The sequence below is a fragment of the Streptomyces sp. NBC_01283 genome, from assembly GCF_041435335.1.
Taxonomy (GTDB): domain Bacteria; phylum Actinomycetota; class Actinomycetes; order Streptomycetales; family Streptomycetaceae; genus Streptomyces.
On the sequence record NZ_CP108430.1, the window covers coordinates 8764499 to 8788909 of the forward strand.

22 protein-coding genes and 2 pseudogenes are annotated in these 24411 nt (G+C 69.7%); 19 read left to right on the forward strand and 5 right to left on the reverse strand.

The features are described from left to right. Positions 1-343: 343 nt before the first annotated feature. The gene (locus OG302_RS39550) at positions 344-1009 is read left to right on the forward strand and encodes a M15 family metallopeptidase (protein WP_371749575.1); all 666 of its coding nucleotides are present in this window, start codon (positions 344-346) and stop codon (positions 1007-1009) included. On the opposite strand, the gene ssuE is transcribed toward OG302_RS39550, so the two are convergent. Then, positions 937-1545: an NADPH-dependent FMN reductase gene (gene ssuE / locus OG302_RS39555; RefSeq protein WP_371749576.1), complete on the reverse strand. Its 609-nt coding sequence runs from the start codon at positions 1543-1545 to the stop codon at positions 937-939. The genes OG302_RS39550 and ssuE overlap by 73 nt on opposite strands. Positions 1546-1604: 59 nt before the next feature. On the opposite strand from ssuE, the gene OG302_RS39560 reads away from it, so the two are divergent. The 15 genes and pseudogenes from OG302_RS39560 (at position 1605) to OG302_RS39630 (ending at position 19734) form a co-directional block, all read left to right on the forward strand. Then, a complete protein-coding gene (locus OG302_RS39560; RefSeq protein ID WP_371749577.1) occupies positions 1605-1847 on the forward strand; it encodes a hypothetical protein in 243 nt (80 codons plus the stop codon). 281 nt (positions 1848-2128) lie between these two features. After that, complete coding sequence (locus OG302_RS39565) at positions 2129-2653, forward strand: flavodoxin domain-containing protein (protein ID WP_371749578.1); 525 nt, start codon at positions 2129-2131, stop codon at positions 2651-2653. Next, positions 2650-2850 carry a hypothetical protein gene (locus OG302_RS39570; RefSeq protein ID WP_371749579.1) on the forward strand — a complete coding sequence of 67 codons (201 nt, stop codon included), beginning with the start codon at positions 2650-2652 and terminating at the stop codon, positions 2848-2850. The genes OG302_RS39565 and OG302_RS39570 overlap by 4 nt, the downstream gene beginning before the upstream one ends. Positions 2851-3017: 167 nt before the next feature. Continuing rightward, positions 3018-4541, forward strand: a complete 1524-nt coding sequence (locus OG302_RS39575) for a PHB depolymerase family esterase (protein WP_371749580.1) — start codon at positions 3018-3020, stop codon at positions 4539-4541. A 57-nt stretch (positions 4542-4598) separates the two neighbouring features. Then, a pseudogene (locus OG302_RS39580) lies at positions 4599-5219 on the forward strand (tannase/feruloyl esterase family alpha/beta hydrolase); the annotation flags it as partial. 260 nt (positions 5220-5479) lie between these two features. Then, the gene (locus tag OG302_RS39585) at positions 5480-7540 is read left to right on the forward strand and encodes a restriction endonuclease (protein ID WP_371749581.1); all 2061 of its coding nucleotides are present in this window, start codon (positions 5480-5482) and stop codon (positions 7538-7540) included. A gap of 118 nt (positions 7541-7658) precedes the next feature. Next, entirely contained in the window at positions 7659-11408 is a 3750-nt protein-coding gene (locus tag OG302_RS39590; RefSeq protein WP_371749582.1) for an AAA family ATPase, read from the forward strand. Between the two features lie 499 nt (positions 11409-11907). After that, positions 11908-12540, forward strand: a complete 633-nt coding sequence (locus OG302_RS39595) for a hypothetical protein (protein ID WP_371749583.1) — start codon at positions 11908-11910, stop codon at positions 12538-12540. A gap of 416 nt (positions 12541-12956) precedes the next feature. After that, a pseudogene (locus tag OG302_RS39600) lies at positions 12957-13802 on the forward strand (3-hydroxybutyrate oligomer hydrolase family protein); the annotation flags it as partial. Between the two features lie 234 nt (positions 13803-14036). Then, a complete protein-coding gene (locus tag OG302_RS39605) occupies positions 14037-15650 on the forward strand; it encodes an ATP-binding protein (protein ID WP_371750370.1) in 1614 nt (537 codons plus the stop codon). Next, complete coding sequence (locus tag OG302_RS39610; protein WP_371749584.1) at positions 15647-16093, forward strand: roadblock/LC7 domain-containing protein; 447 nt, start codon at positions 15647-15649, stop codon at positions 16091-16093. The genes OG302_RS39605 and OG302_RS39610 overlap by 4 nt, the downstream gene beginning before the upstream one ends. Next, positions 16090-16452 (forward strand): DUF742 domain-containing protein, encoded by a 363-nt coding sequence (locus OG302_RS39615; RefSeq protein ID WP_361841607.1) that lies wholly within the window; start codon positions 16090-16092, stop codon positions 16450-16452. The genes OG302_RS39610 and OG302_RS39615 overlap by 4 nt, the downstream gene beginning before the upstream one ends. Further along, positions 16430-17101, forward strand: coding sequence for an ATP/GTP-binding protein (locus tag OG302_RS39620; protein ID WP_371749585.1), 672 nt, complete (start codon positions 16430-16432; stop codon positions 17099-17101). The genes OG302_RS39615 and OG302_RS39620 overlap by 23 nt, the downstream gene beginning before the upstream one ends. Further along, positions 17098-18399: a cytochrome P450 gene (locus OG302_RS39625; RefSeq protein ID WP_371749586.1), complete on the forward strand. Its 1302-nt coding sequence runs from the start codon at positions 17098-17100 to the stop codon at positions 18397-18399. The genes OG302_RS39620 and OG302_RS39625 overlap by 4 nt, the downstream gene beginning before the upstream one ends. A 117-nt stretch (positions 18400-18516) precedes the next feature. Next, positions 18517-19734, forward strand: coding sequence for a cytochrome P450 (locus OG302_RS39630; RefSeq protein ID WP_371750371.1), 1218 nt, complete (start codon positions 18517-18519; stop codon positions 19732-19734). 4 nt (positions 19735-19738) lie between these two features. On the opposite strand, the gene OG302_RS39635 is transcribed toward OG302_RS39630, so the two are convergent. Beyond that, a complete protein-coding gene (locus OG302_RS39635) occupies positions 19739-20602 on the reverse strand; it encodes a LysR family transcriptional regulator (protein WP_371749587.1) in 864 nt (287 codons plus the stop codon). Positions 20603-20671: 69 nt separating this feature from the next. On the opposite strand from OG302_RS39635, the gene OG302_RS39640 reads away from it, so the two are divergent. Further along, the gene (locus OG302_RS39640) at positions 20672-21619 is read left to right on the forward strand and encodes a DMT family transporter (protein WP_371749588.1); all 948 of its coding nucleotides are present in this window, start codon (positions 20672-20674) and stop codon (positions 21617-21619) included. 34 nt (positions 21620-21653) lie between these two features. Here OG302_RS39640 and OG302_RS39645 read toward each other — a convergent pair whose 3' ends face one another. Both OG302_RS39645 and OG302_RS39650 read right to left on the reverse strand, forming a co-directional pair. Further along, positions 21654-22049 (reverse strand): SHOCT domain-containing protein, encoded by a 396-nt coding sequence (locus OG302_RS39645; RefSeq protein WP_371749589.1) that lies wholly within the window; start codon positions 22047-22049, stop codon positions 21654-21656. A gap of 108 nt (positions 22050-22157) precedes the next feature. Then, the gene (locus tag OG302_RS39650; protein WP_371749590.1) at positions 22158-22709 is read right to left on the reverse strand and encodes a 2'-5' RNA ligase family protein; all 552 of its coding nucleotides are present in this window, start codon (positions 22707-22709) and stop codon (positions 22158-22160) included. Positions 22710-22802: 93 nt separating this feature from the next. Between OG302_RS39650 and OG302_RS39655 the strand changes: the two genes are divergently transcribed. Next, positions 22803-23207 carry a RidA family protein gene (locus tag OG302_RS39655; RefSeq protein WP_371749591.1) on the forward strand — a complete coding sequence of 135 codons (405 nt, stop codon included), beginning with the start codon at positions 22803-22805 and terminating at the stop codon, positions 23205-23207. A gap of 56 nt (positions 23208-23263) precedes the next feature. Next, on the forward strand, positions 23264-23842 hold the full coding sequence (locus OG302_RS39660) for a cysteine hydrolase family protein (protein ID WP_371749592.1): 579 nt from the start codon (positions 23264-23266) through the stop codon (positions 23840-23842). 63 nt (positions 23843-23905) lie between these two features. On the opposite strand, the gene OG302_RS39665 is transcribed toward OG302_RS39660, so the two are convergent. Further along, positions 23906-24226, reverse strand: coding sequence for a cupin (locus OG302_RS39665; RefSeq protein ID WP_371749593.1), 321 nt, complete (start codon positions 24224-24226; stop codon positions 23906-23908). Between the last annotated feature and the right edge of the window lie 185 nt (positions 24227-24411).

A 24411-nucleotide genomic window follows, 5' to 3' on the forward strand; every position in this document is an offset into this window, starting at 1 on the left:
TCAGAACCGGGGCTCTGGGGTCACTGCAGCGGTGGCCTGCAATCCGCTTGGCGCGGACTTGCAGAGAATTTGCAGCGGACTGCGTCACTCTGAGGTTGTCGGCGAGTGAACACGCCGACGCCAACGGGGGATTGCAGGAAACAACGGGGGACTCAGCGGAATTCATCGGGGGAAGCACGGGGGAAGGCCACTGATGCCTCGTACGGCCCACACCACCGACACCGTCGGTCGTGTGGGCCGCTCGTCGCGTAGAGCCCCTGCCAGGGCACGGAGGGGACTTCGGGGGCGGGCGGCAGCCCGTCCCCGAAGCTGTGCTCGCCACGGTCTCCACGAAGGGGCAGACATGTCGTCGATCATCCTCATGAACGATCCCAGAGTGGTCGGCATCCCGGTCCACGACTGTGGCGAAGCCCTCGTGGACCTGCGCCAACTGCCGTTTCTTGACGTCGACGACCGCCTCGCCGACCAGGACGGGGCCTACGCCCAACTGCGCGAGGGCGTCGCCTGGCGCCTGGCCCGCGCCGCCCGGCTGCTGCCCGAGGGCCTGCGCTTCCTGGTCACCGAGGGATACCGGCCGCTGGCCCTGCAGATCCAGTACTTCGACGAGTACGCCGCCGAACTGAGGAGGGCCAACCCCGACTGGTCGGACGCCTACCTCCACCAGCAGACGAGCCGCTCCCTCTCGCCGCCCGAGGTGGGCCCGCACGTCGCGGGCGCCGCGGTCGACCTGACCCTGCGCACCACCTCAGGCGCCGAACTCGATCTCGGCACCCCGGTGAACGCAAGCCCGGAGGAGAGCGACGGCGCCTGCTACATGGACAGCGCCCTGATCTCCCCGACGGCCCGCCGCAACCGCCGCACCCTCACCGCCGCCCTCTCCACGGCAGGCCTGGTCAACTACCCCACGGAGTGGTGGCACTGGTCCTACGGCGACCGCTACTGGGCCCTCGCGACCGAGGCCCCCACAGCGACGTACGGGCCGATGACACCGGACGTCCCGGCGACCTGAGACTGCCCCGCGAGCGCCTCGCGGAACCGGTCGACGACGGGGGCGAGCCCGGCGGACGCGTCGGGCGTGAGGCTGACCGTCCCGTCGTCGGCGGGAGTGATGTGGCGGTCCAGGACGAACCAGCCCTGGGTGACCTCCGCGCCCAGCGACGTGAGCACCGGCCGCAACGCGTAGTCGACGGCGAGGACATGGGCGGGGGAGCCGCCCGTCGCCAGCGGCAGAACGGGCTTGCCCCGCATCGCGTACTGCGGCAGGAGGTCGAGGAACGTCTTGAGGACCCCGGAGTACGCGGCCTTGTAGACGGGCGTGCCGACCACGAGTGCGTCCGCGCTCTCGACGAGGGCGACGGCCTCGGCGACGGCGGGATGCGAGGCGTCGGCGGAGAGGAGCGCGTCGGCGGGCAGCGTGCGGACGTCGAGCGTCCGCACCCGGTGGCCCTGAGCGGCGAGTTCACGGCCCAGGTGCTGCACGAGACGCGCGGTACGGGAGGAGCCGGGGGCGGAGGCGCTGCCGGTGAGCGTGAGAACGGTGGCCATGGCGGAAGTCCTTCGGGTACGCGGCCCCGGGGGCGGGGCGGGGCGAGGCGAGGCGGGGCATGAGGGAAGAAGGGAAGGAGGGGCAGGCGGCAGGCCCGCGGATGCGCGCGGTCGCGACGGGCGCGGCGCTGCCCGAGGTGCGGGGTGACCCGGCAGGGCCGAGCGCGGCCCGTCAACGAGCCCGGCGGGCCCAGGAGTTCACGCGCACGAGGCGCGGCGGAGTGCCCGGCGGCTTGCTCAGTGGCAGCGGCGACAGCAGGCGCTGCACACTCGCGCGAGGTCGACGTACCGTCGCCGCGTGAGGTGGGATCGCACTGCATTCATGTCGTCGATTCAACCAGGTACCCCCACATGCGTCGAGTGGGCCCCGACCAAGAGTCGAGCAGGCCATGATTAGGCCCGTGTGGCTGGCAGACACCTGTTCGATGTTCGCGACCCGATCTATGGTGACAACAGCCCCAGACCTCGGCTTTCAACCTTTTGTGTCGTTTCAACCGACAGTGAGGGAGCCGCGATGTCGCTTTCAGGGGATCGGACAGCAGCGGACGCCGGCAGACCGTCCGGCCCTGCGACGCCTCGGGCCATGAACATCCTGGTCGGCTACTCGGGAGTGCACGGCTCCACCCACGGCATCGCGGAACGCCTCGCGACCCGGCTCGCGGAGTGCGGGCACGTCACGGTCGTCGTCCCGCTGGTGGCGGAGCAGAAGACGGGAGGCTACGACGCCTTCGTGCTGGGCAGCGCGGTGCACCACGGCGCCTGGCTCGGGCAGGCCACCGACTTCATCCGCAGCCACCCCAGCACCCTGGCCACGCACCCGACGTGGCTGTACAGCGTCGGCGTGCCGCCCCACGCGGGACGCTGGCCCGCCCGGCGTCGGCCCGAACCCCGGCAACTGGCCGGGATCCGCTCCCTCATCCGCCCGTGGGGACACCAGCTGCTGGCGGGGGCGATCTACCGCGACCACGTCCCGGGGTGGCGGCACCTGGCCTTCCGGGCGTGCGGCGGACGCTACGGCGATCACCGGGACTGGAAGGCCGTCGACGACTGGGTCGAGCGCATCCACCGCCGGCTCGTCACGGCCGACACCACCGACTCGGCCCTGTGACCCGGCCTGCCACGTGCCGTCGACGTGGCACGGGCGCGCCGACCCCTGCGGCGCGTGACGAGCGGGCGGCCGCCGCCGTGGGCGGCACGCGCGGCCTGCTGGAGGCCGTACTGCGGGAACTCGACGACGGCCCGCACAGCCATCGGGGCAGGGCGATGCCGATAGCACGGACCGCGAGCAAGCGGCAACAGGTCTGATACCAGCGCCAGTTGACGGTCTTGTGGCGTCCGTCGCCATTCTGCCCCGCTCGCGGTGGCTCCTACGGTTGCCGGCACCCCGGTGTCCCGGCCCGCAGCAGGAGTGGACGGCCCCGGGGTCGCGTGATCCGCCCCGGACACCGCGCCGCCCTCCGTCGGGAGCCGCCATGCCGTCGTACGAGAGAAGTGTTCGGTCGCAGCCGGGAGGGCCGCCCGCCCACGAGCGGCGGAGGCAGCCGTGGTCGCGAGCCCTGGGACGGGTGGCCGCCGTCGTGGGCCTGCTCGTGGCCGGAGCGGTGCTCGCGCCGTCGCCCTCGGCGCAGGCGGCACCGACGGCCGTGGCCCTGGAGAGGGTCGCCGACTTCGGCGCCAATCCCGGCAGTCTGAACATGTACGTGTACCGGCCGACGACCCTGGCGGCGAAACCCGCCGTGGTGGTGGCCCTGCACGGCTGCAGTCAGAGCGCGCAGGTCTACGCCGACAACGCGGGCCTGGTGAAGTTCGCCGACCGGCACGGATTCCTGCTCGTCTTTCCCGAGCAGACGTCCGCCAACAACAGCAGCAAGTGCTTCAACTGGTTCCAGCCGGGAGACACACGACGCGGGCAGGGCGAGGCCGCCTCGATCCGCCAGATGGTCACGCACGCCGGCTCCGCGTACGGCGCCGACCCGGGCCGGGCGTACGTCACCGGTCTGTCGGCCGGTGGCGGCATGACGTCGGTGATGCTCGCCGCGTACCCGGACGTGTTCAAGGCGGGCGCCGTCGTCGCGGGTCTGCCGTACGGCTGTGCCGATGACGTGCTGTCCGCGTACAGCTGCATGAGCCCCGGCGTCGACCGCACCCCCGCGGCCTGGGCGCAAGGACTCCGCGACGCCAACCCCGGCTATACGGGGCCCTGGCCGCGGGTGGCGGTCTGGCACGGCGACAACGACCCCACCGTCGCCAAGAAGAACGCCGACGAACTGCGCGACCAGTGGACCGCTGTCCACGGCCTTGACCAGAGCCCGGACCGCACCGACACCATCGGCCCCGACTCGACCCGCAGGGAGCAGTACCTCGGGACGGACGGCACCGTCGCCGTGGAAGTCGACCGGGTCCCCTCCATCGGCCACGGCACCCCGGTCGACCCGGGAACCGGCGCCACGCAGTGCGGTGCGACCGGGACGGCGAACTTCATCGACTCCATCTGCTCGAGCCACTGGATCACCGGCTTCTTCGGGCTGGACGGTTCCGATCCGGATCCCGGCGGCTTGCCCGCTCCCGGTGGTCTGGCCGCCACCGGCGCGACCGACACATCCGTCGGCCTGAAATGGAACAGCGTCACCGGCGCCGCGTCCTACGTCGTGTACAGGGACGGCACCCGTGTCGCCACACCGACCGGCCCCACGTTCACGGACACCGGCCTCAGCCCCGGCGGCAGCCACACGTACAGCGTGGCCGCCCGTGATCAGGCCGGGGTAGAAGGGGCGCGGTCGTCCCAGGTCACCGCCTCCACCACGGGATCCACCGCCAAGTGCTGGACCGCGAGCAACTACCAGCAGGTCCAGGCGGGACGAGCCACCACGAGTGGCGGTTACGCGTACGCCAAGGGCTCCCACCAGAACATGGGCCTCTACAACATCGCCGTCACGCACACCCTCAAGGAATCACCGGCCGGCTACTACGTCATCGCCGACGGCACCTGTTCCTGAGGGCCCAGAGCGATAACACGCAGTCGCCGTACGTCATCACGCCCACCGGAGGAGCCCGTGCCCGCCATCGACCCACCCAGAAGCAGGCCCTGCGGGAGACTCCCCGCCGGGTCGGTCCGCGGCGCCGTCGCCCTGACGGCGCTGCTCGTCACGCTCGCCGCGGTCCCGGCGACCGCCGGGCAGTCCGACGGAACCCGAGGCGGCGGCGCAGGGCACTGCGCGTCGTCGGGACGGCTGAAGGTACCGGGCGCGGAACGCCAGGAGGTGTCCTGCCTGGCCGAGTTGACCACCGCGGGGACGGTCGCTTCGGGCCACACCGACCCGGCCGACTGGGCGGGCCTGACCCCGGCCGGACTCGCGACACCGCGCGGCGTGCCCGGCATCCAGATCGACGGCTACTTCCCCGACAGCTCGGCGACCAACACGAACCACGGCTGGCAGCACGACGCGCAGTTCGTCATCCGCCTGCCCGACCGGTGGAACGGCGGCCTGGTCGTCGCGGGCACACCCGGAGTCCGCGAGCAGTACGCCAACGACCGCGCGATCAGCGACTGGGTGCTCTCCCGGGGCTACGCGTTCGCGTCGACCGACAAGGGCAACACCGGCGCCGCCTTCCACCGGGACGGGGCCGCGCCGGGCGACGCGATCGCCGAATGGAACGACCGCGTCACCCACGTCAAGCCTTGTTCATAGCCCTTTCTGCGGCTGGCACGCCATGAGCAGATTTGACGGACCGAGGGCGACTGCTCGGCCGGGGCCGTGTGACGCCCCCTCGGTTGCCTCCAGCGAGTTGACCTGCAGTGTTGGATCTCCACCCAGCCTTTGACGAATGCATATGCGTGGCGGCAGTTGCTGGATAGAGTCGCCTCGTCACAGTTGGTTGTGGGGACAACCGAAGTGTCTTTCGGCTGCCAACGTCCTGGGGAGGGCCTGCAACAATGAGTCGTCGTTCTACCGGTCTTGTCGGCACGTGGGCTGAGGTGCAGCGACAGCAGCAGCGCCAGTCGGAAGCCGAGGTCAGACAGCGGAGACAAGAAGCTCAGCAAGCACGGGCGTACCAGCGCCGAGCTGCCCAAAGCCACCGCGAGTACAGGCAGGCAGACGCGCTGCGTCGCACGGAGGATCTGGACGCGGAGGTAGCAGCACTGCAAAGCCTTCTCGCTTCAGGTTGCGACGCTCCGGCTTTCAGGGTGTCCTCACTCATGCGAGCCGAGGACGTTCAGCCCTTCGCTCCAGGTCAGTTGGCGCAGTCGGTGCCTATGCCGGATGCCAGTCAGTACCAAGCCCAGGGTGGTTGGACTGCGAGTCGCCGGGCTCATGCGCAGGCCGAGGCGCGGGCGCGGTTCGAGCGGGATCTGCAGGTTGCACAGGCAGCGGAGGCCCACCGCCAACAGCAACTGGCCTCGTATCAGCGCGAGTACCAACAGTGGGTCGACTCCCAACTGGCCGCGGTACGTGAGCACAACGCCGGCGTGGTCGCGATATCCGAAGGCGTGAGGCGCCGGGACCCCGACTCCGCGGTCGAGTACTTCTCAGCTGCGCTCTACTCCTCAACGGCGTGGCCTGATGGCTTCCCGCGACAGATAGCGGCAGCGTACGACTCCACTGCCCGACAGCTGGTGCTCGATTGGGAGTTACCTGCCTACGACATCGTCCCTGCGATCAAGTCCGTTCGGTACATGTACGGGACTGACCAGGACAAGGAGACTCCCCGCCCGGAAAGCCAGCGTCGGGCCCTGTACAAGGAAGTCCTCGCCCAGTGCATGTTGCTTGTCCTGCACGAGCTCTTCGCGGCGGACGAACAGGGGGCGCTGGAGTCCGTGGCCCTGAACGGGTTCGTCGACGGACATGACCCCACGACGGGCCGACCGGGCCACATCTTCCTCGCGACGGTCATGGCCTCACGCTCCTCGTTCCGTGACCTGCACTTGGCACAGGTGGATGCAGGCAGTTGCCTGGCCGGGGCCCTGAGAGGGCAGCTCTCGAACAGGCCGGACCAGCTCACACCGGTACGGCCGAGCCGTCGGCCACAAGACGTGGGAAATCGCGTTGTCGCCCACGGCAGCGATGAAGAACCGGACCTGTACGACATGGATCCGGTGGAATTCGAGAATCTCGTGGCAGATCTCTTCCGCGCCATGGGGATGCAGGCAGTGACGACCCAGCGCTCAAGCGATGGAGGTGTGGACGTCGACGCGCTGGATCCGACACCAATCCGAGGTGGCAAGATCGTCGTTCAGGTGAAGCGCTATCGCAACACGGTGCCGCCCACTGCTGTGCGTGACCTGTACGGGACCGCGCAGGGCGCAGGCGCCAACAAGGGCGTCTTGGTGACGACGTCTGGGTTCGGACCCGGCTCTCATACCTTCGCCAACGGCAAGCCGCTGGAACTCATCTCGGGCACGGAACTCGTCGACCTGCTGCATCGTCACGGACTGCGCGGACGATTAGGAGAGGGCGGTCGTCAAGGCTCACCGCAGCCGACCCCGCCGGACCCGAACACTCGGCTCCCTGACGACTACAACGTCCTGGGAATGTCGTGGACCGGAAGCGTTGCCTTGGACGTGTGTGCACTCGTCTGCCATGCCAACCGCGTCCTGAGTGACGATCATTTCGTCTTCTTCAACAATCCACAGACCCCCGACGGGTCCGTGCGCGCCCTTCCCGCGGTGGCGCCTGACAAGGCTGCGATCTGTGTCGCCTTCGACGGGCTGCCGGTGGAGGCTGATCGGTTCGTGCTGGTGGCGGCCATCGATCCGGAGGCCAACCCGGACGCGGATCTCTCGGGATTCACAGATGCCTGCATCCGGCTGCTCGATCCGGCGATGTCGGAGCTGGGACGGCTGGAGGTCTCTGACGGCCGACCGCTCGAAACTGCCTTGGTGCTCGGGTCCTTCCGCCGAAGGTCCAGTGGAGACTGGGAGTTCGTCCTTGGCGGCAAGGGCTACAGGGGCGGTCTGGAGGAACTCGTTCAGGACTATGGCATCGATGTGGAGTAGAACAGGCTGGGCGTGGATGAGGTCTGTGCAAGCGGCTTGATGACCATGTCGAGCCGGCTTGATGATCGTCCGCGTACACCATGGACGAGGAGGCGCGGGTGGCTATACGAATGAAACCGTGTACTCACTGCGCCAGCGTGACAACCGAAGGTCACTGGCCGAGCGCCTGTTGCTCTACATGCTGCCGGGCTTGGCCGTCGCGATCGGGGCCCTGCTGGGGCTCCTCACGTCTGACCACATCTCCCCTGTCCTGGTGGTCCTCACAGCCCTGGTCACGGTGTGCGGATTCGCGGTACCACCGGCGGTTGATGCGCTCAGCGATCGAGTTTCCAGGCGGGCGCAGCACCAGCAACTGCTGGCTCAAAGGTCAGATACCGCGGCTGCGCAGCGGGCGGAGCAGTTGCGCAGTCACTTCCACCCTAGAGGGCGTGGAATTCTGCCTTCGCTCGTGCGCGAGGGCTCGTACTTCATGGGTCGGCTGCGAGTGCTGCGTGAGCTGGTGGACTGGATCAACGGCGCCGGTCTGGACGTTGCGTGGTCTCGCGTCGTGACTGGTGCACCGGGATCCGGTAAGTCAGCGGTTCTCGGAAGGCTGGTGAGTCTGGCCGACGCCGGACAACCCAATGAGGTGCTTGCCACAGCACCGGCCGGGACGCGACCGCCGGTCGGCTCCATCAGCATGGCGGTGCACGTACGTGGCCGCACGGCAGACGAAGTGGCCGCCGAGATCTCACAGGCCCTGACGATCGACGAGGGGACGTGCAGCGGTCTCCTCGCACATCTCCGCGAGGATGTCGAGCATCGACCAACTGTAGTCGTCGTCGATGGGGTGGATGAGGCTGCTGACGCCCATCGGCTCATCGTTGACCTACTCGAGCCTCTGGCGGCTGCGTCGGAGCGGACGGGCATCCGTCTGCTCGTCGGCACGCGCCGAGGTGGCGAGGACCACCTGCTGCGGCTGTTCGGAGCTTCAGCGCTCATACTCGATCTGGACGATGAGCAGTATCTGGATCGACGCGATGTTGCCGAGTACGTCTGCAGCACATTGCTGGCCGATCCGGACCCGCAGGTCCGCACTCCCTACCGTGCCCGCCCTGCACTCGCGGAGAAGGTAGCTGTGGCCGTAGCAGCTCGTGCCGGCTCCAGTTTTCTCGTGGCACAGCTCACGGCGCTGTCTCTGATGGGATCTGACGAACCCGTGGATACAGGGAGCTCGGGGTGGGCGGAGACGTTTCCCACCACAGTGGGTACCGCCATGGACCGATACCTTCGTGACGTTCAGCCAGGTGGGCCGTGGTTACGCGATCTGCTGATGGCTCTGGCCTGGTCCCAGGGCGACGGCTTCAGTGACCCGGGAACCTGGGCGGCCGCGGCCACCCTGCTGGGAACAGCCGCGTACTCCGAACGCGATGTCACCCGGCTGCTCCTGGACAGCGCTGCGGTGGACCTGCTCCACCGCAGCACCCACGGAGACCGTGTCGCCTTCCGACTCTTCCACGAAGCGCTGGGCGAGCATTTGCGGCAGCTGAGCACCCGTCAGCGTCCGGCAGCCGAGGTCCACCGCCGTCTTGCGGACATCCTCGTCGAGAAGCTGTCGTCGTCTTCCCTCGGCGAGCGGGACTGGGCGCACGCCGACAGCTACACGCGTACCTACCTGCCTTTTCATGCGGGCGAGGGCCAGGTGCTGGACCAGCTCCTCGATGACGCGGGCTTTTTGGCTGCCGTGGATCCGGCTCGCCTGCTGACGGCACTCCCCGAGGCTCGCACCGGGTCGGGTCGGCGAGTGGCTCGCATCATTCAGCGAGTCGGCCAGCAACTGCTTGTGGCACCGGAAGACGAGCGCATCTGCTACCTCGAGATGGCGGCCCACATGTCCGGCGACGTGCGCTTGGCGGGCGAATTGGCAGCTACAGCTCCCGATCGTCCCTGGTCGGTGCTCTGGGCTCGCTGGGACGCTCTCATCGAGAGCCGCATGCTCGGTCACCATGACGACTACGTCCTGGCTGTCGACACCGTTGAGACAGCGAGGGGGATCGTGGTGCTCTCGGCGAGTGCATGGGGCATCCAGGCCTGGCGCCTCGCCGATGGAGAACCCATGGTGACCGGTGTACGGGAGCCGGATTCACCCATCCTCGACATGGCTGCCTTCCGGCAGGGTGACGGCATCGCCATCGTGACCCTTCACGAAGATGGGCATCTACTGCGCACGTCGCCGGACGCGGGCGATCCGCAGAGGATTCTCGCGGAAGGTCGTGCGCCAAACGGTGTCTGGTCGTTAGACGTCGCAGGTCAATCCGCAGTGGCTACGGTCAGCCGAGATCACGTAGTCGAGGTCTTGTCCGCCAGGGACGGTCATGTGCTGGATCTGCCGCCCGTCGTGATCGGTCGAGATGACCGAGTACTCATGGTGGACAACGTAGGTGGGCAGTGCTTTGCCGTGGTGAGCGGCGACAGTGCTGACATCAAAATGTGGGACCTCACCGCCGGTCGTCAGCTCAGTGAACCGCTGCGCCCCGGAGTTCACGTGCCGGGCTGGCGGAGTGACACGCGCTTCTGGGCTGCATCGCTCGCCGAGCGCCAGGACGGGCCCGTGTTCCTTCTGGGAACTACGGCAGGCCAGGTGATCGCTTGGGATCCGATCCGCGGAGAGGTTGTCGGGGACCCGCAACATGGTGACGCGGGAGTGTTCACCACTCTGGTTACGGGGCACGACAACGACCTGTGGTGTTGGGGTGATTGGAACGGCAACCTGTTCATGCATGGCGCTGCCCAAGAGGAGGTACGGCAACTGGCCGTTCATGACGGCGGGGTGCAAGCGCTGGCACAGTGCGAACTGAACGGTGCGCGCTTGCTCATCTCGGGGGGACGCGACGGCGCCGTACGCGCCTGGAACGTCCAAGCAGCCCGCCCGGTGGCTTCTTTCGGCGACCACCACAGCGTCGTAGCGGGAGCCGACTCCACCCGACAGAGCTGCATCGCGTCCATCAGGGCCGACGGCTCTCTTGTGATCTTCGAGGCGGACGCCGGTGGTGTCCTCGCCGAACTGAGGCGATCGGCCGAGGAGGGCTTCCGCTGCGCAGCCGTGATGCCGGGCGACCCGCGGTCCTTCGTCACGCTGGACAGGCAGCGGCGCATTACGCTGCGGGGCTTCCCGGACGGCCGACCGTCACACGACTTCCAGTTGGCCGCGGACGAGGAGTGGAGGTCTATCGCTGTCATGAACAGGCAGCGGCCATTGCTCCTCGTCACTGCGACAAGCGGGCGCCTGGGCTTCTTCGACCTGGCCACTTGTGATGCCGTTCGGCCACCGCTGGCCTGCCACACCGGCAGGTTCATGGTGGCTCCGCTCCCAGAGCAACCGGACGAAGCACACCGGTTCATCACGTGGGACTGGGAGTGCTTCCAGGCACGGCTATGGAACGTGAGGAGCGACGAGACGCGGCATCTCGACCTACCAGTCCTCAGAGTGGACAACGGCGACCCGTTTTCCATCTCGGCTGTCTCCTTCGGTCACATAGGTGACATCCCGGTCGCCGTTGGAGTCGGCGGCTACTCTCGTCTGCACATCTGGAACACCGAAGACGGTTCCCTGATGATCGATGCCCAACTCGAGCAGGCTCATCACATGGCATTGCTCGACGTGGACACCACCCAGATCGACAGGCAGTCGCTCATGCTCTCCGGCGGACACACCTGCTCCGCTGCCCTGTGGTCCGCGGAAAGTCGACGAGAGCACCATCTGCGGGTCGGATCACCGTTGCAGAGCACCAGGTTCCTTCCCGGCAACCGAGCAGTCGTGGCCGGGTCACGCGGCATCATGGTTCTCGAACTGGGCTCCCGCTTGCTCAGTCGATTCGAGCGCCCCTGAGAAGCGATCAACGGAGCAATCCCACCCTCTTCAGCCCACGCGAGAGGTCACGAACGCGGCTTGATGACCCACGTCAAGCCGTGCTCACAAACCATTTGTGGGGCAGGCCGGATTCACACCGGCCTGTGTTCCATGGAGACAGACTGCTACTCGTGGCAACGGCAATGGCTGACCAGAGGGAGAAAGCCGGCGGCTCGGCACTCGGAGTAGTTACCGTGGAAGATTCGCCATGCGGACCGGAGTGAGGCAGCCCTCGTCCCGGGACAGTAGGACGCGCGCGCACGCGCACGTGGATCGAGCAGGAGGAGCAGCGCGAGGCCGAACAGATCCGCGGCGAGCAGGCCCGACACGTGAGTGGAACTTGACCCCCGACGGATCCTTGGACCGGCGTCCAGACTGAGTGTGAGTCTTCGCCCCCGAGCGCAATCGGAGACCCTCAAGTGACGCACGGAAGGCGGACGGTCAGGACAACGCTCACTTCCTAGAGCAGACTGTCGCAATGCAGATGACCGAGTCGTACGCGGCCACAGTGGCGGCCGTCGTACCCGTGCTTTGGCTAGTGGGTGCCGTCGAGCAACACCAGCTCGCAAAGGCCTTCGCTCAGAGGTCCCGAGAGCTCCAAGATATGGTTGCTGATCACCGCCGGACGATGGCTGCCGTAGGCGAGGGGGCTACCGTCGCCCAACTTCAAGCGGCCATGGAAAGTCTGAAGTTGGCCCCACCCGATCGCGACGCAAAGATCAAGAACTTTGCCAGTGCTGCTTGGGCGATCGCAATCGGCGTGCTCCTCCCAGCGGAGGCGGCGGCGCTGACCTGGCTCGCTGATCCCTCAAGGGGGCCCCAAGAGCTGTGGGCTACGTACTGCTGGTGGGCGACCATGACGGGTTTCCTAGCAGTTGGATCAGTCCCGCTCGTGATGGCGCTCTGGACGGACCGTCAGGCCACTAGGGGAATGCGTGCCGACACTATGGAAATTCGCGAGCTCAGAAGGCAATTACTGCGAGACTTCGAGAACCGCGTTCACGTACTAATGGAGCGTGCCGACACGGCACGAACTCCGGAAGAGGTGGAGGAGATCGAGCGTCTCTTGAGAGAAATCGATGGCCGTTCCGTTGACGATCCACCGCAGTAGGAAGCACTCTCCAAAGAGGAGATCTGGGTCGACGGCCAGTGGCGATCAAGCGAATCATCGTGAAGAGGGTCCACATCCTTATCCGGTTCGCTGGCGGGCACCGTTTGGAGTGCGAGCCGAGTGTCCGATTTCATGTGCGCAGACCAGCTCAATGGATCGGTCCGAGGCACGTCTTTGCTGTGATGCAGGCTTTGGCAGGACGCTTCGGAGGCGACTCCGTCTGCTTGGGCGTGGCCTTCGACTGACCGCACACAACATGCCTGCCGTACGACACAGGGGCGATGCCGGGCTGGCTCGCCGCCAACCGGTGTCCTCCAAGCGTCCAACTAGTGCGCCCAGGAAGCCACCCCACCACCCTGACAAGCCTTCCACGTCGCGCCACCAACGACATGGATGAAGTCTGTGAACGCGGCTTGATGGTCCAACTCACCCGCGCCGCGAGGACCGTGGTCGCGCAGCGATACCACAGGCCCGCCGCGCGCACCCTGGCCACCGGCATGTCCAACGGCGGGTATCTGGTGCGCTGGCAGCTGGAGAACCACCCCGAGCTCTACGACGGGGGAGTGGACTGGGAAGGCACCCTGTGGCGGACCAAGGGGCCGAACCTGCTCGACTTCCTGCCGCCCGCGCTGCGCGCCTACCCGACGTACGCGGCGGGTGGCGAAGGAGCCGGCCAGGCCCATCAGGAGATGGTCGCCACAGGTTTCCCGGCCGGTTCTGAGTTCCTGTGGCCCTATCACCACCGGGTCTACTGGGACTTGACCCAGCGCATCTACCGCGAGGAACTCGACCCGGGCTACGACGGCGCGACCGAGGCCGGAACTCCCTTCTGCGCACCGGGGACTCCGGCGTGCGACGCCGACTACGCGTACGCGGCCCGGCCACGGGAGGTCCACGAAGCGGTGCGGAAGATCGCCCTGACCGGACGCATCGGTAAACCCCTGATCACCGTGCACGGCACCCTCGACGTTCAGCTGCCCATCAGCAAGGACTCGGACGTCTACGCGAAGATGGTGCGCGAAGCGGGCCGCGGCGGCATGTTCCGCTACTACCGGGTCGAAGGCGGCACGCACGTCGACTCGCTCGTCGACACGTTCCCCGACGCACTGCGGCCCCTGGTGCCCTGCCACCGCTCGGCGTTCACGGCGATGGAGTCCTGGCTCGGCCGGGGAAAGCAGCCGCCGCCGAGCCGAACCGTGCCGCTTCCGGACGCCGCCGACCCGGCGGCCCTGCTCGCCCGATGCCCGCTTACCCAGGAGTAGTTTCGGCCAAGTCCCGTCAGGGATCCGTGCAGCGGAAGGCAGGCTTCCTCAACGACGAGCCAAAAAGAGCCGAGTTGACCTAAGATCGCCACGCTCCCCATTCGTAAGGGAGTTCGGTGCGTTCGGGGAGGGTTCGTTCGTCGTGGTGAAGGTGTGCAGGATCGCCGGGGCAAGCAGGCCGTGGTGAGCCGTCTGAGGCGCGGGTCCGTGGGCCGCGAGGCCGTGGTCTGGCTGATGGCCGTGGTCCTCGCGACCGTGGGCGCGGTGCTCGCCGCGCTGGATGCCGCCGCGGAGTGGCGGCAGGTCCTGGCCGGCGGCTGCGCCGCGGTCGCGGTGCTGCTGCTCGCCTGGGTGCTGGTCCTGGTCCACCAGTTGTCCGCCGAGCGGGCCGAGCGCGCCCGGCAGGAGCGGCTGGCCGCGGCCCGGGAGGCCGAGGTCGCGCACCTCGCCGGTGTGCGGCTCCCGGCGATCGCGGAGCGCGTGCGCGCCGGGCAGCGCCTCGAGGGTGTGCCGGGGCCGCTGGCGGCGCCGACGGAGACCGGCGAGGAGTTCGCCCGGGCCCTGTCCGCCGTGGCCGTCGCCCTGGGATCGGACGAGGCGGTGCGGCGCGAACGCGGTCTGCGCGACTCGGTCCAGGCAGCCTTCGAGTCCGTCGCACGCACCATGCACGCGATGGCCACGGTGCAGCAGCAGGTCCTCGACCGGGTCGAGCGCTCCATCGACGACCCGCACCTCATGGGCGAGGTGATGAAGGCCGATCACGCCGCCGCACAGATGACCCGCAAGGCCCAGACGCTCCTTGTGATGTGCGGGATCTGGCCCGCACGGCGTGAGACGCGGCCGGTCTCGCTGTACGACTGCGTACGCGGCGCACAGTCGCGGATCGTGGAGTACAGCCGGATCGAGGTGCACGGCGGACAGACGCTGTACGCCGTGCCGCCCGCGGTCGAAGGCCTGATGCACGCCATCGCCGAACTCCTGGAGAACGCCACGGTGTTCTCGCCGTCGCGCTCCCAAGTCGTCGTCACCATCCGCGAGGTGGGGGCCGGAGCGGTCCTGGAGATCGACGACGCCGGACTCGGGATGCCGCCGGACGTGCTGCACCGGGCGATGGGCCAGCTCCGCGACGACCAGGACCTGGCCCGGCTCGGCGCGGTGCCGCGCCTTGGCCTTGCCTGCGTGGGCCGCTGGAGCCGCGAGCTGGGCTTCAACGTCGAGCTCAGCGGGGCCTCGGCCTACGGCGGCACGCGTGCGGTGACGTTCGTGCCGTTCCGCCTGCTGACCGAACCGCCCTCGCAGCTCACGGGATCCCATCGGGCGGGTTCCCAGACGGCGCCGCCGCGGGCCGCCGAGCCCGAGCCGCGGTCCGCCGCCGTTCCCGCGCGGCAGCCGATGGACCCCGGAGGGGCGCCGGTCCACGCCGACGCGCGGTTGCCCGAACACCGCGAGCCGTATGAACAGCACCAGCAGCACGAGCAGTACCAGCAGCACGACCCCGCCGAGCACGTGGAGTTGTCCGCCCGGCCCGCACCGGGCGGGCCTCCCGCACGCGAGACCCCCGCCGGGCTGCCCCGGCGGCAAAACCGGCGCCAGGCGGCCCCCGGCGTCCACCGTCGGCCGGTCCCGGAGCAGCGGCAGGCGCCCCCGACCGCGTCCACGACCCCGTGGACGCCGGAGGCGGCGCGTGCGTCGATCGCCAGCGTGGTGTCCGGTTCGCTGCGCGGCCGAGCGGCCCTCGACGCGGACCAGCCCGCGGCGCGGGAACCGAACCCGTCGGCAGAGCCCCCGCCGACCGTGACACCGTCCCAACTCCCCACCCCCGACGAGCAAGACGGAGGCCGGCAGTGACCGGAATCATCACCCCCCTTCCCGACCTGGGCTGGATGCTGCGCCCGCTGATCGAGATCCCCGGGGTCCGGCACAGCGTGGTGGTCTCCGAGGACGGGCTGCGGCTCGGACACGCCTCCGCGGAGAACCTCTCGGGGCCGGTGTCGGACCTGAGCGTCGCCGAAGCCGAGTCCCTCTCCGCGGCCTGCGCGGCGATGACCATGACCGGCCGGTCCACGACCGCGCTGCTCTTCGGATCCGGCGCCGACGTACGGCAGTTGATGCTGGAGTCCGACCACGGGTTCGTGCTGTTCACGCACGCCGGGGTGGGCGCGCACCTGGGGGTCGCCACCGACCTGCAGGCGGATGTCGGCCTGGTGGCCCAGCAGATGCAGCTGCTCGTGGTGAAGATCGGCTCGCACCTGAGCAGCCAGCCGCGGGATCCGGCCGCCGCGGCGTCATGACGGGCCCGCGGCCGGAGGAGCCGAAGGCCTCGGCGGTCCGCCCGTACGTGATCACTCGCGGCCGGGCGGCATCCGACACCGAGGCGCTGGCCTGGGAGTCCCTGGTGATGGCGACGGACGCGGCGTTTCCCGCGTCGCTCCAGCCCGAGCACCAGACCATCCTGGCGCACTGCCAGGGGCTTCTCTCGGTGGCCGAGGTGGCCGCCCACATCGGCCAGCCGCCCTCGGTCGTCCAGGTGTTGCTCTGCGATCTCCTGGAATGGGGGCTCATCGTGACCCGCCCGCCCGTACCCCCGGCCGAATACACCGATGTGACCATGCTCAGAAAGGTCCTCCATGGTCTCGAAAGCCGCCTCTGACGCGCCGTCCCCGCCGGTCAGGGACCCGCACCAGTCCGCCGCCGGCTCCGGAGCCGGGACCGACGCGGGAGCCGGGTCGGGCAAGTACCTCACCTCCAGCGTCGCGGGCGCCGCAAAGATCCTGGTCGTCGGACCGCTCGGGGTCGGCAAGACCACCCTGATCGGCACCGTCTCGGAGATCAAACCCCTGTCCACCGAGGCCGTCATGACCCAGGCGGGCGCCCGGGTCGACACCGTCGTGGCCGGCGGCAAGACGACCACGACCGTGGCCCTCGACTTCGGCCGGATGACCATCGACGGCGAGCTGGTGCTCTACCTCTTCGGCACCCCCGGCCAGCAGCGGTTCCTGCCCGCGTGGCGGGACCTGGCCAAGGGCGCGCTCGGTGCCCTCGCCCTGGTGGACACCCGGGATCTGGAGGCGTCCTTCGACGCCCTGGGCAACCTGGAGGAGCTCGGACTGCCCTTCGCGGTGGCCGTCAACGTCTTCCCGGGCAGCCCCCAGCACGCCGTGGACGACCTGCGCGCCGCCCTCGACCTGCTCCCCGGCACCCCCGTGGTGAACTGCGACGCACGCGACCCCGCGTCCTCGGTCCGGGCGCTGATCGCCCTCGTCCAGCACCTCATCCACGTCGCCACGGAGACCCCATGACCTCGCCCCACGCCGCGGCCGGGCCGCCCGACCGCTGCCCGGTCACCGGAGCCCCGGCACCGTCGGCCGCGCTGTACGGACCCGATCTCGACGGCGACACCATGCCCGCCCTGTACGAGCAACTGCGCGGCGCCCACGGCCCGGTGGCGCCCGTCTCCATCGCACCCGGCGTCGATGCCTGGCTCGTCATCGGCCACCGCGAACTGCTCCAACTGACCCGCGACGAGCAGGACTTCTCGCACGACCCGCGCCGCTGGAGCCTGCTGCGGGAGGGCCGGGTGCCCGCCGACTCGCCGATCCTGCCCATGGTCGGCTGGCGCCCCGCCCTGCTGTTCGCCGACGGACAGCAGCATCGCAGGATGCGCGCCGCCGTCTCCGCGGCGCTGGCCGGGATCAACGGCCACGAACTGCGGCGCACGGTGCGGGCCGCCGCCGAGCAGGTGATCGTGTCGTTCGCGGAGCGCAGCGAGGCCGACCTGGTGGCCGACTACGCGCGCAAGCTGCCGATGCGCGTCATCACCGCACTGCTCGGCCTCGACGAGGAGACGGGCCGTCACCTGGTGGAGGCCGTGGCCGGCACGGTCGCCGCCACCAGCGCCTCCGCGGACGCCAGCAAGCGCATGGGCGGGATCCTGCTCCAGCTCATCGAGGAGAAGCGGCGCCGGCGCGGCAACGACATCACGTCGGCCCTGCTGCACCACCCGGCCCAGCTCACCGACGAAGAGGTCCTGCACAACCTCGTCGTCATGTTCGTCGCGGGCAACCAGACCACCGTCAACTGGATCGCCACCACCCTGCGCATCCTGCTCTGCGACCCGGAGTTCCGCTCGTCGCTGACCGGCGGCCACCTCAGCGTGGACGACGCACTCGACCTCGTCCTGTGGCGCTTCCCGCCCACGCAGAACTTCCCCGCCCGCTACGCCACCCGCGACATGACCTTCGGAGGTCAGTCCATCCGCACCGGCGACATGCTGATCCTCGGCCTGGCCGGTGCCAACGCGGACCCGCAGATCCTCCCGGACGACGGTTCACCGGTCGTGGGCAACCGCTCGCACCTGGCCTTCGGCGCGGGCCCGCACATCTGCCCCGCCCAGGACCCGGCCCGGCTCATCACCCGCACCGCCGTGGACACGATCCGCCACCGGCTGCCGGACCTCGAACTGGCCATCCCGCAGCGCGATCTGGAGTGGATCAAGTCGCCCTGGAGCAAGGGGCTCGCCGCGCTCCCGGTCCACTTCACCGCCCCGGTCCTCTCCCAGCATCCGGCCCCCTCGCCGGAGTCCTGGGCCGTGCTCTGACCGGACCCACCGCATGACACCGCGGCCGCCGAGGCCGCGGGCCGACCCGCCCCCTCGACCAGGAGAGCCCCGTTGAACACGTCACCGGTGAACACCGCAGCCAGCCAGCCGCACCGTATGGACCCGGCCGGCGGCTGCCCGCACGCGGAGAACGCCCGGCTCCTCGCGAGCGGCGCCGTCGCACCGGTGGTCCTGCCCGGTGACGTACAGGGCATGGCGGTCCTCGGCCATGACGCGCTCAAGGAGTTCCTCGCGCACCCCGATGTCGCCAAGAACGCCCAGCACTTCGCCGCGCTGCAGGCGGGCGAGATAGCCGACGGCTGGCCGCTGAAGACGTTCGCGACGGTGCAGGGCATGACCACCGCCGACGGCACCGACCACCGCAGGCTGCGTTCCCTGATGGGCAAGGCGTTCACCGCGCGCCGGGTGGCGGAACTCCAGCCGCGGATCCTGGCCCTGACGACCGAGCTGCTCGACGACCTCGACCGTGCCGCCGCCGAGGGCGACGGCGTCGCCGACCTGCGGAAGCACTTCGCGCTGCCGCTGCCGATGGGGGTCATCTGCGAACTCCTGGGCGTGGACGCCGAGTACCACGACCGGCTGCACCACCTGTCGAACCAGATCGTCGCCACCGACATCGGCCCCGAAGAGGCGATGGCGGCCAACAAGGAGATGGTGGAGGTCCTCGGTGCGGTCGCCGCCGCCCGCGCGGCGAACCCGGGGGACGACCTGACCACCGCACTGATCGCGGCCCGCGAGGAGAACGGCGACCGGCTCAGCCCGCACGAGCTCCTCGGCACCCTGATGCTCACGATCATCGCCGGGCACGAGACCACACTGAACCTCATCACCAACGCCGTACGCGCCCTGTGCACGCACCGCGACCAGCTCGCCCTGGCGCAGTCCGGCAAGGTGAGCTGGGCGGACGTGGTGGAGGAGACCCTGCGCTGGGACAGCCCGGTCAGCTACTTCCCCTTCCGCTACCCGACCCGCGATCTCACGCTCGACGGCACCGTCATCCCCCAGGGCACCCCCGTCCTTGCCGGATACTCCGCGGCAGGCCGCGACAAGCAGGCCCACGGCCCCGACGCCGACCGCTTCGACGTCACCCGCGACCACAGCACCACCCGGCACCTGTCCCTGGGCCACGGCGCGCACTTCTGCATGGGCGCCCCCCTGGCCCGCATGGAGGCCACCATCGCCCTGGAGCAGCTTTTCAGCCGCTTCCCCGGCCTCGACCTCGCCGTTCCGGAGCCCGAACTGCCCCGCCACGCCTCCTTCGTGGGGAACAGCGTGCAGAAGCTTCCCGTGCGCGTGGGCGGCCCGCGGCCGTAAGCGGTCAGCGGGGGGTGGTCGCGAGGACCTGGTGGGCGAGTGCCACCAGGTCCGGGACGGCCGGGTGCCCCGGCCCCGCGCGCCAGGCAAGGGTGACGGGAACGGGCGGCGCGTCCGGGAGCGGACGGAAGACCAGCGAGGGGTGCGTGTGCTGGCTCGGCGTGGCCGTCGTCGAGACCCCGACGGCACGTCCCGCCGCGATGGCGATGAGCCACTCGTCGGTGTTGGTCACCTCGATGGTCGCGACCGGGCGGGCCGCCGCGGGCCACAGGTCCATCGTCGTGGTGCCGGAGACGGTGTTGAGGGCGATCGGATGGGCGGCGAGATCCGCCAGGGTGACCCGGGGGAGTGCGGCCAGCGGGCTGTCGGCCGGCATGACCACCACCCGCTCCTCCGACAGCAGCAGCTCCGTACGGAGCCCGGCCGCGGCGACCGGGCCGCGCAGCAGGGCCACGTCGACCTTGCCCTGGGTGAGGCCCGCCGTGCGGTCGTCGATGCGCAGCAGCTCCAGCGGAGTCCCGGGGTACGTCTCGTCCCAGCGGCGCAGCAGCGGGACGGTGTGGTCACCGAGCGCCGCCCAGGTGTGGCCCAGACGCAGCGGCCAGCGCCGCAGCCCCCGTGGGTCGAGGGCGGTCTCCACGGCGGCCAGCGCGGCGGCTGCCTTGTCGCGGAACGTGTGCCCCTGGGCGGTCAGCTCCAGGTGGTGGGTGGAGCGGTCCACGAGGCGGGCGCCCAGATGATCCTCGAGCTGGCGCAGGGTGCGCGAGAGTGCGGGCTGGCTCAGATGGAGGCGGGCGGCGGCACGCGTGACGTTGCCCTCCTCGGCGATGGCGAGGAAGGCGCGCAGATGCCGCAGCTCGATGGTCATGCTTCCGGAGCATAACCGCGCCGGACTCGGCATTTCACGCGGCACGGTGTGCTTCCTAGCGTGGTGCGCATGACATCTCCCGCGCACCCCTCCGCAGGGCACGCTTCCTCGACGCAGGATTCTGCCAAGGACCCCTCGGCCGGGGTGACGGGCCCGCCCGTCCTCCTGCGCCACGGCGCGGGGCGAGGCACTCTCACGGGCGTCGGCCTGGTGCTGGCCGGGACGGTGTCCGTCCAGTTCGGTTCCGCCTTCGCCGCGCTGTTGTTCCCCCGGGCCGGGGCGCTCGGGACGGTCGCGCTGCGGGTGACGTGCGCCGCGGTCCTGCTCCTCGCCGTCACCAGGCCCCGGCTGCGCGGGTACGCGCGCGCCGACTGGGCGGTGGTCGGCGGGTTCGGCCTGGCGCTCGGCGGCATGAACATCCTCTTCTACCAGGCGATCGACCGTATCCCGCTGGGCGCGGCGGTCACTCTGGAGGTGCTCGGCCCCCTGCTGCTCTCGGTCGCCACGTCACGCCGCGCCGCCAGCCTCCTGTGGGCCTCACTCGCGCTGGCCGGGGTCTACCTCCTCGGCAGGGGTGGCTTCGACCAGCTCAACGCCGCGGGCGTGGCCTTCGCCCTGGGCGCCGGGGCGATGTGGGCGGCGTACATCGTGCTCAACGCCCGTGCGGGCGCCCGCTTTCCGCGCCTGGACGGCCTGGCCATCGCGATGGCCGTGGCCGCACTGGTCAGCCTGCCGCTGGGCATCGGCGCCTCGGGCGCGGCGCTCCTGGAACCAGGGGTACTCGCGCTGGGCCTGGTGATCGCGGTCCTGAGCTCCGGAGTGCCCTACACCCTCGAACTCCTCGCACTGCGCCGACTGCCCGCGGCGACGTTCGCGGTCCTGACGAGCCTGGCACCGGCCGTGGCGGCGATGGCGGGCTACCTGATCCTCGACCAGGGCCTGTCACTGCCGCAGTGCGCCGCGATCGCACTGGTGGTCGCGGCGAGCATGGGCGCACTGCGCACGGGCAGGCGTTGAGCCGCGGAGGCGGCCCTGGGTGGTGGCGGGCCGCTCAGGCCAGCACCTTCTCCTTGGCCTTCTCGTACTCCTCCGTGGTGATGTCACCGCTCTTCTTCAGCTCGGCCAGTTTCGCCAGTTCATCGACGTGGTTGCCGCCCGGTCCCGGACCGGCCGCCTTCTGTACGTAGGCGCGGAACGCCTGCTCCTGTTCCTTGACCTGCGCCACATCGCGCTCGCTCATGCTGCGGCCGCGGGCGATCAGGTAGACGAAGACCCCGAGGAAGGGGAGGACCAGCACGAAGATGAGCCAGCCCGCCTTCCACCAGCCGTTGAGGGTGTGATCACGGAACAGGTCGGTGATCACCTTGAACAGCAGGAAGAACCACATGATCCACAGGAAGAGGTACAGCATCGTCAGGAACAGGTTCAGCAGCGGATAGTCGTCCACGGCGATTGCCCCTTTCACGGAGTCCGCGCGGTCGCGGAATCAAATCCGGTAGGTCAGGCATATCCCTGAAGGGGGCGTCCCGCCAGTCGGGCCGCGAGCCATTCGTGGCTAGGGGCCGAGACGGTACTCCGCGCGGTCCTGCCAGCGTGTGCCGTCCCAGGCGATGAGGTGTACCGCGTTCACACGGCAGCTCAGCGGCAACAGGGGCTCCAGCTCGGCCTGCAACGCGTCGTACGCGTCGTCCTGGGTCGCGGGGCCCTCACTGTTCGCGACGGTCAGATGCGGGGCGAGCGGCGGATCGAATATCCCCCGGTAGGGCACGGCCTCCGGCCAGCGCCCGGTGAGGTCCTTGGCCAGCGCCGTGACCGGGGCGTGCGGCCACGGGTCGAGATAGAGGACGCCGGGATAGCGGGCGAACTCGGCGAAGGTCAGGGTGAAGGCGTCGTGCCCGGCGAAGAGCGCGCCCAGTTCGCGGTGGGCCGCGGCGTCGAGGCGGCTCTCGTGCACGAAGGGGTAGAGCACCGTCACATGGGCCGGGAACCCCGCCCGGACCAGCGGGTCGGCCTCGGGCACCTTGATCGTGAGCGCGGTGTCCCCCGGCACGTCAGGCCACCCGCCCTCCGACGGTTCGGGCTCGGCGCACGCTTCATCGACATTCATCACGCGCCATGATCGCACCGGACGTGGACCGCCTCGCGAGGACCGCCTCCGTCCCGACGGAATGGGCGGGCCTCCGCGGGGGTTCGACCAGACATGACGAACGATCAGCGCACGATCACCAACCCGGCCACCCTCCACGACCCGACACCGTTCGGCTACAGCCACGCCGCCTCCGCACCCGGTCAACCCGTCTTCATCGGCGGCCAGTACGCCTCGGACCCCACCGGTACCCCTGTGCCGGGCGACTTCGCCGCCCAGGTGGACCTGGCCTTCGACAGGCTCCTGTCGGCCCTGGAGGGGGCCGGCCTCGGATACGAGCACGTGGTGCGCCTGGGCACCTTCGGCGTCGACCACGACCTGGACAAGCTGGAGACCCTGGGCAAGGCCCTGCACGCCCGCTTCGGAGACCGGCTCCCCGCGCAGACGCTGAGCGGTGTGGTCTCTCTCGCGCTGCCGGGGATGCTGTTCGAGGTGGACGCGGTGGCGGTGCGGCCGTAGCGGTTCCCCGGGGGAAGGGATGCCAGGAGATGCCGAGTGAAGAAGGGACCACACGCATGGCGAACAGTGACAGTGCCCTCCTCGTGATGGATGTCCAGCGCGAGATCGTGGATCTCGCCGACGACGGCTCGGGGTACCTGCCCCGCCTGCGCCGGGCGATCGACGGTGCCCGCGCGGCCGGTATCCCCGTGATCTACGCGGCCATCGCGTTACGGCCGGGCTATCCGGACGTCAGCACCCGCAACAAGGCGCTCACCGCCGTCGTGCGGGCGGGCCTGCACGTCGAGGGCGAGCCCGGCACCGACATCCACCCGGACATCGCGCCCCGGCCGGGCGACACCGTCATCACCAAGCGGCGCGGGAGCGCGTTCTCGGGCAGTGACCTGGACCTGGTGCTCAGGGCGCGCGACATCAACAATCTCGTTCTCACCGGCATCGCCACCAGCGGCGTGGTGCTGCACACCGCGTGCCACGCGAACGACACGGACCTCGGTCTCACCGTCCTGTCGGACGCCTGCCTGGACCTGGACCCCGAGGTGCACGAGTTCCTGATCGGGAAGCTGCTCCCGCAGTGGGCGGAAGTCGTCACCGTCGAGGACTGGCTCAAAGCCATCGCGACGCAGACGCAGACGTAGACGTAGACGTAGGCGTGACACAGACGCCGACGCGGCAGCGCCGCCTGCGCACACCCCGACGGTTCAGACCTCGGTGACGGCCGTCAGCACGACGGCCGAGTCGTCCAGCGCGGTCAGTCCGTGGCGCTCGTGCGGGACGGGCGCGAACTCGCCCTCACCCAGTTCGAGCGTGTCGCTCCCCATGGTGAGTCCGACCCGGCCGCGCAGGACGAACAGGGTCGCGGCCGTAGGAGTGTCGTGCTCACTCAGCTCGGTTCCGGTGGTGAGCACGATGAGGCTCTGCCGCAGCGGACCGTCGTGCAGGAGCAGCTCGGCGCTGCGCCCGTGCGCGGCGGTGCGGGCCTTGTCGAGGTGCTCTGTGACGAGGGCGTAGAGGTCGGCCACGGCAGGTCCCTTCGGCGAAGAGCGGACGCACGGATGCGGGCACGCGCCCCCAGCCTTCCCGCTGCCCGCGTGAGCCGCATCCGGCCGCCGGAACCTGATCACCCGATGGCGGCGTCCTACCCGCCACTACCAGCCATGCCGCGCTCACGTCCGGGGGAGGGCGGGCGAGACGCGGAAGACGGGGG

Excerpts from the sequence above, each read along its gene's own strand:
- ssuE (WP_371749576.1), bottom strand. The coding sequence starts at position 1,545 with ATGGCCACCGTTCTCACGCTCACCGGCAGCGCCTCCGCCCCCGGCTCC.
- OG302_RS39655 (WP_371749591.1), top strand. The coding sequence starts at position 22,803 with ATGACGAACGATCAGCGCACGATCACCAACCCGGCCACCCTCCACGAC.
- OG302_RS39585 (WP_371749581.1), top strand. The coding sequence starts at position 5,480 with ATGAGTCGTCGTTCTACCGGTCTTGTCGGCACGTGGGCTGAGGTGCAG.
- OG302_RS39605 (WP_371750370.1), top strand. The coding sequence starts at position 14,037 with ATGGCCGTGGTCCTCGCGACCGTGGGCGCGGTGCTCGCCGCGCTGGAT.
- OG302_RS39650 (WP_371749590.1), bottom strand. The coding sequence starts at position 22,709 with ATGAATGTCGATGAAGCGTGCGCCGAGCCCGAACCGTCGGAGGGCGGG.
- OG302_RS39660 (WP_371749592.1), top strand. The coding sequence starts at position 23,264 with ATGGCGAACAGTGACAGTGCCCTCCTCGTGATGGATGTCCAGCGCGAG.
- OG302_RS39620 (WP_371749585.1), top strand. The coding sequence starts at position 16,430 with ATGGTCTCGAAAGCCGCCTCTGACGCGCCGTCCCCGCCGGTCAGGGAC.
- OG302_RS39640 (WP_371749588.1), top strand. The coding sequence starts at position 20,672 with ATGACATCTCCCGCGCACCCCTCCGCAGGGCACGCTTCCTCGACGCAG.
- OG302_RS39635 (WP_371749587.1), bottom strand. The coding sequence starts at position 20,602 with ATGACCATCGAGCTGCGGCATCTGCGCGCCTTCCTCGCCATCGCCGAG.
- OG302_RS39550 (WP_371749575.1), top strand. The coding sequence starts at position 344 with ATGTCGTCGATCATCCTCATGAACGATCCCAGAGTGGTCGGCATCCCG.
- OG302_RS39595 (WP_371749583.1), top strand. The coding sequence starts at position 11,908 with ATGCAGATGACCGAGTCGTACGCGGCCACAGTGGCGGCCGTCGTACCC.
- OG302_RS39560 (WP_371749577.1), top strand. The coding sequence starts at position 1,605 with ATGAGGGAAGAAGGGAAGGAGGGGCAGGCGGCAGGCCCGCGGATGCGC.
- OG302_RS39630 (WP_371750371.1), top strand. The coding sequence starts at position 18,517 with ATGGACCCGGCCGGCGGCTGCCCGCACGCGGAGAACGCCCGGCTCCTC.
- OG302_RS39565 (WP_371749578.1), top strand. The coding sequence starts at position 2,129 with ATGAACATCCTGGTCGGCTACTCGGGAGTGCACGGCTCCACCCACGGC.
- OG302_RS39575 (WP_371749580.1), top strand. The coding sequence starts at position 3,018 with ATGCCGTCGTACGAGAGAAGTGTTCGGTCGCAGCCGGGAGGGCCGCCC.
- OG302_RS39615 (WP_361841607.1), top strand. The coding sequence starts at position 16,090 with ATGACGGGCCCGCGGCCGGAGGAGCCGAAGGCCTCGGCGGTCCGCCCG.
- OG302_RS39625 (WP_371749586.1), top strand. The coding sequence starts at position 17,098 with ATGACCTCGCCCCACGCCGCGGCCGGGCCGCCCGACCGCTGCCCGGTC.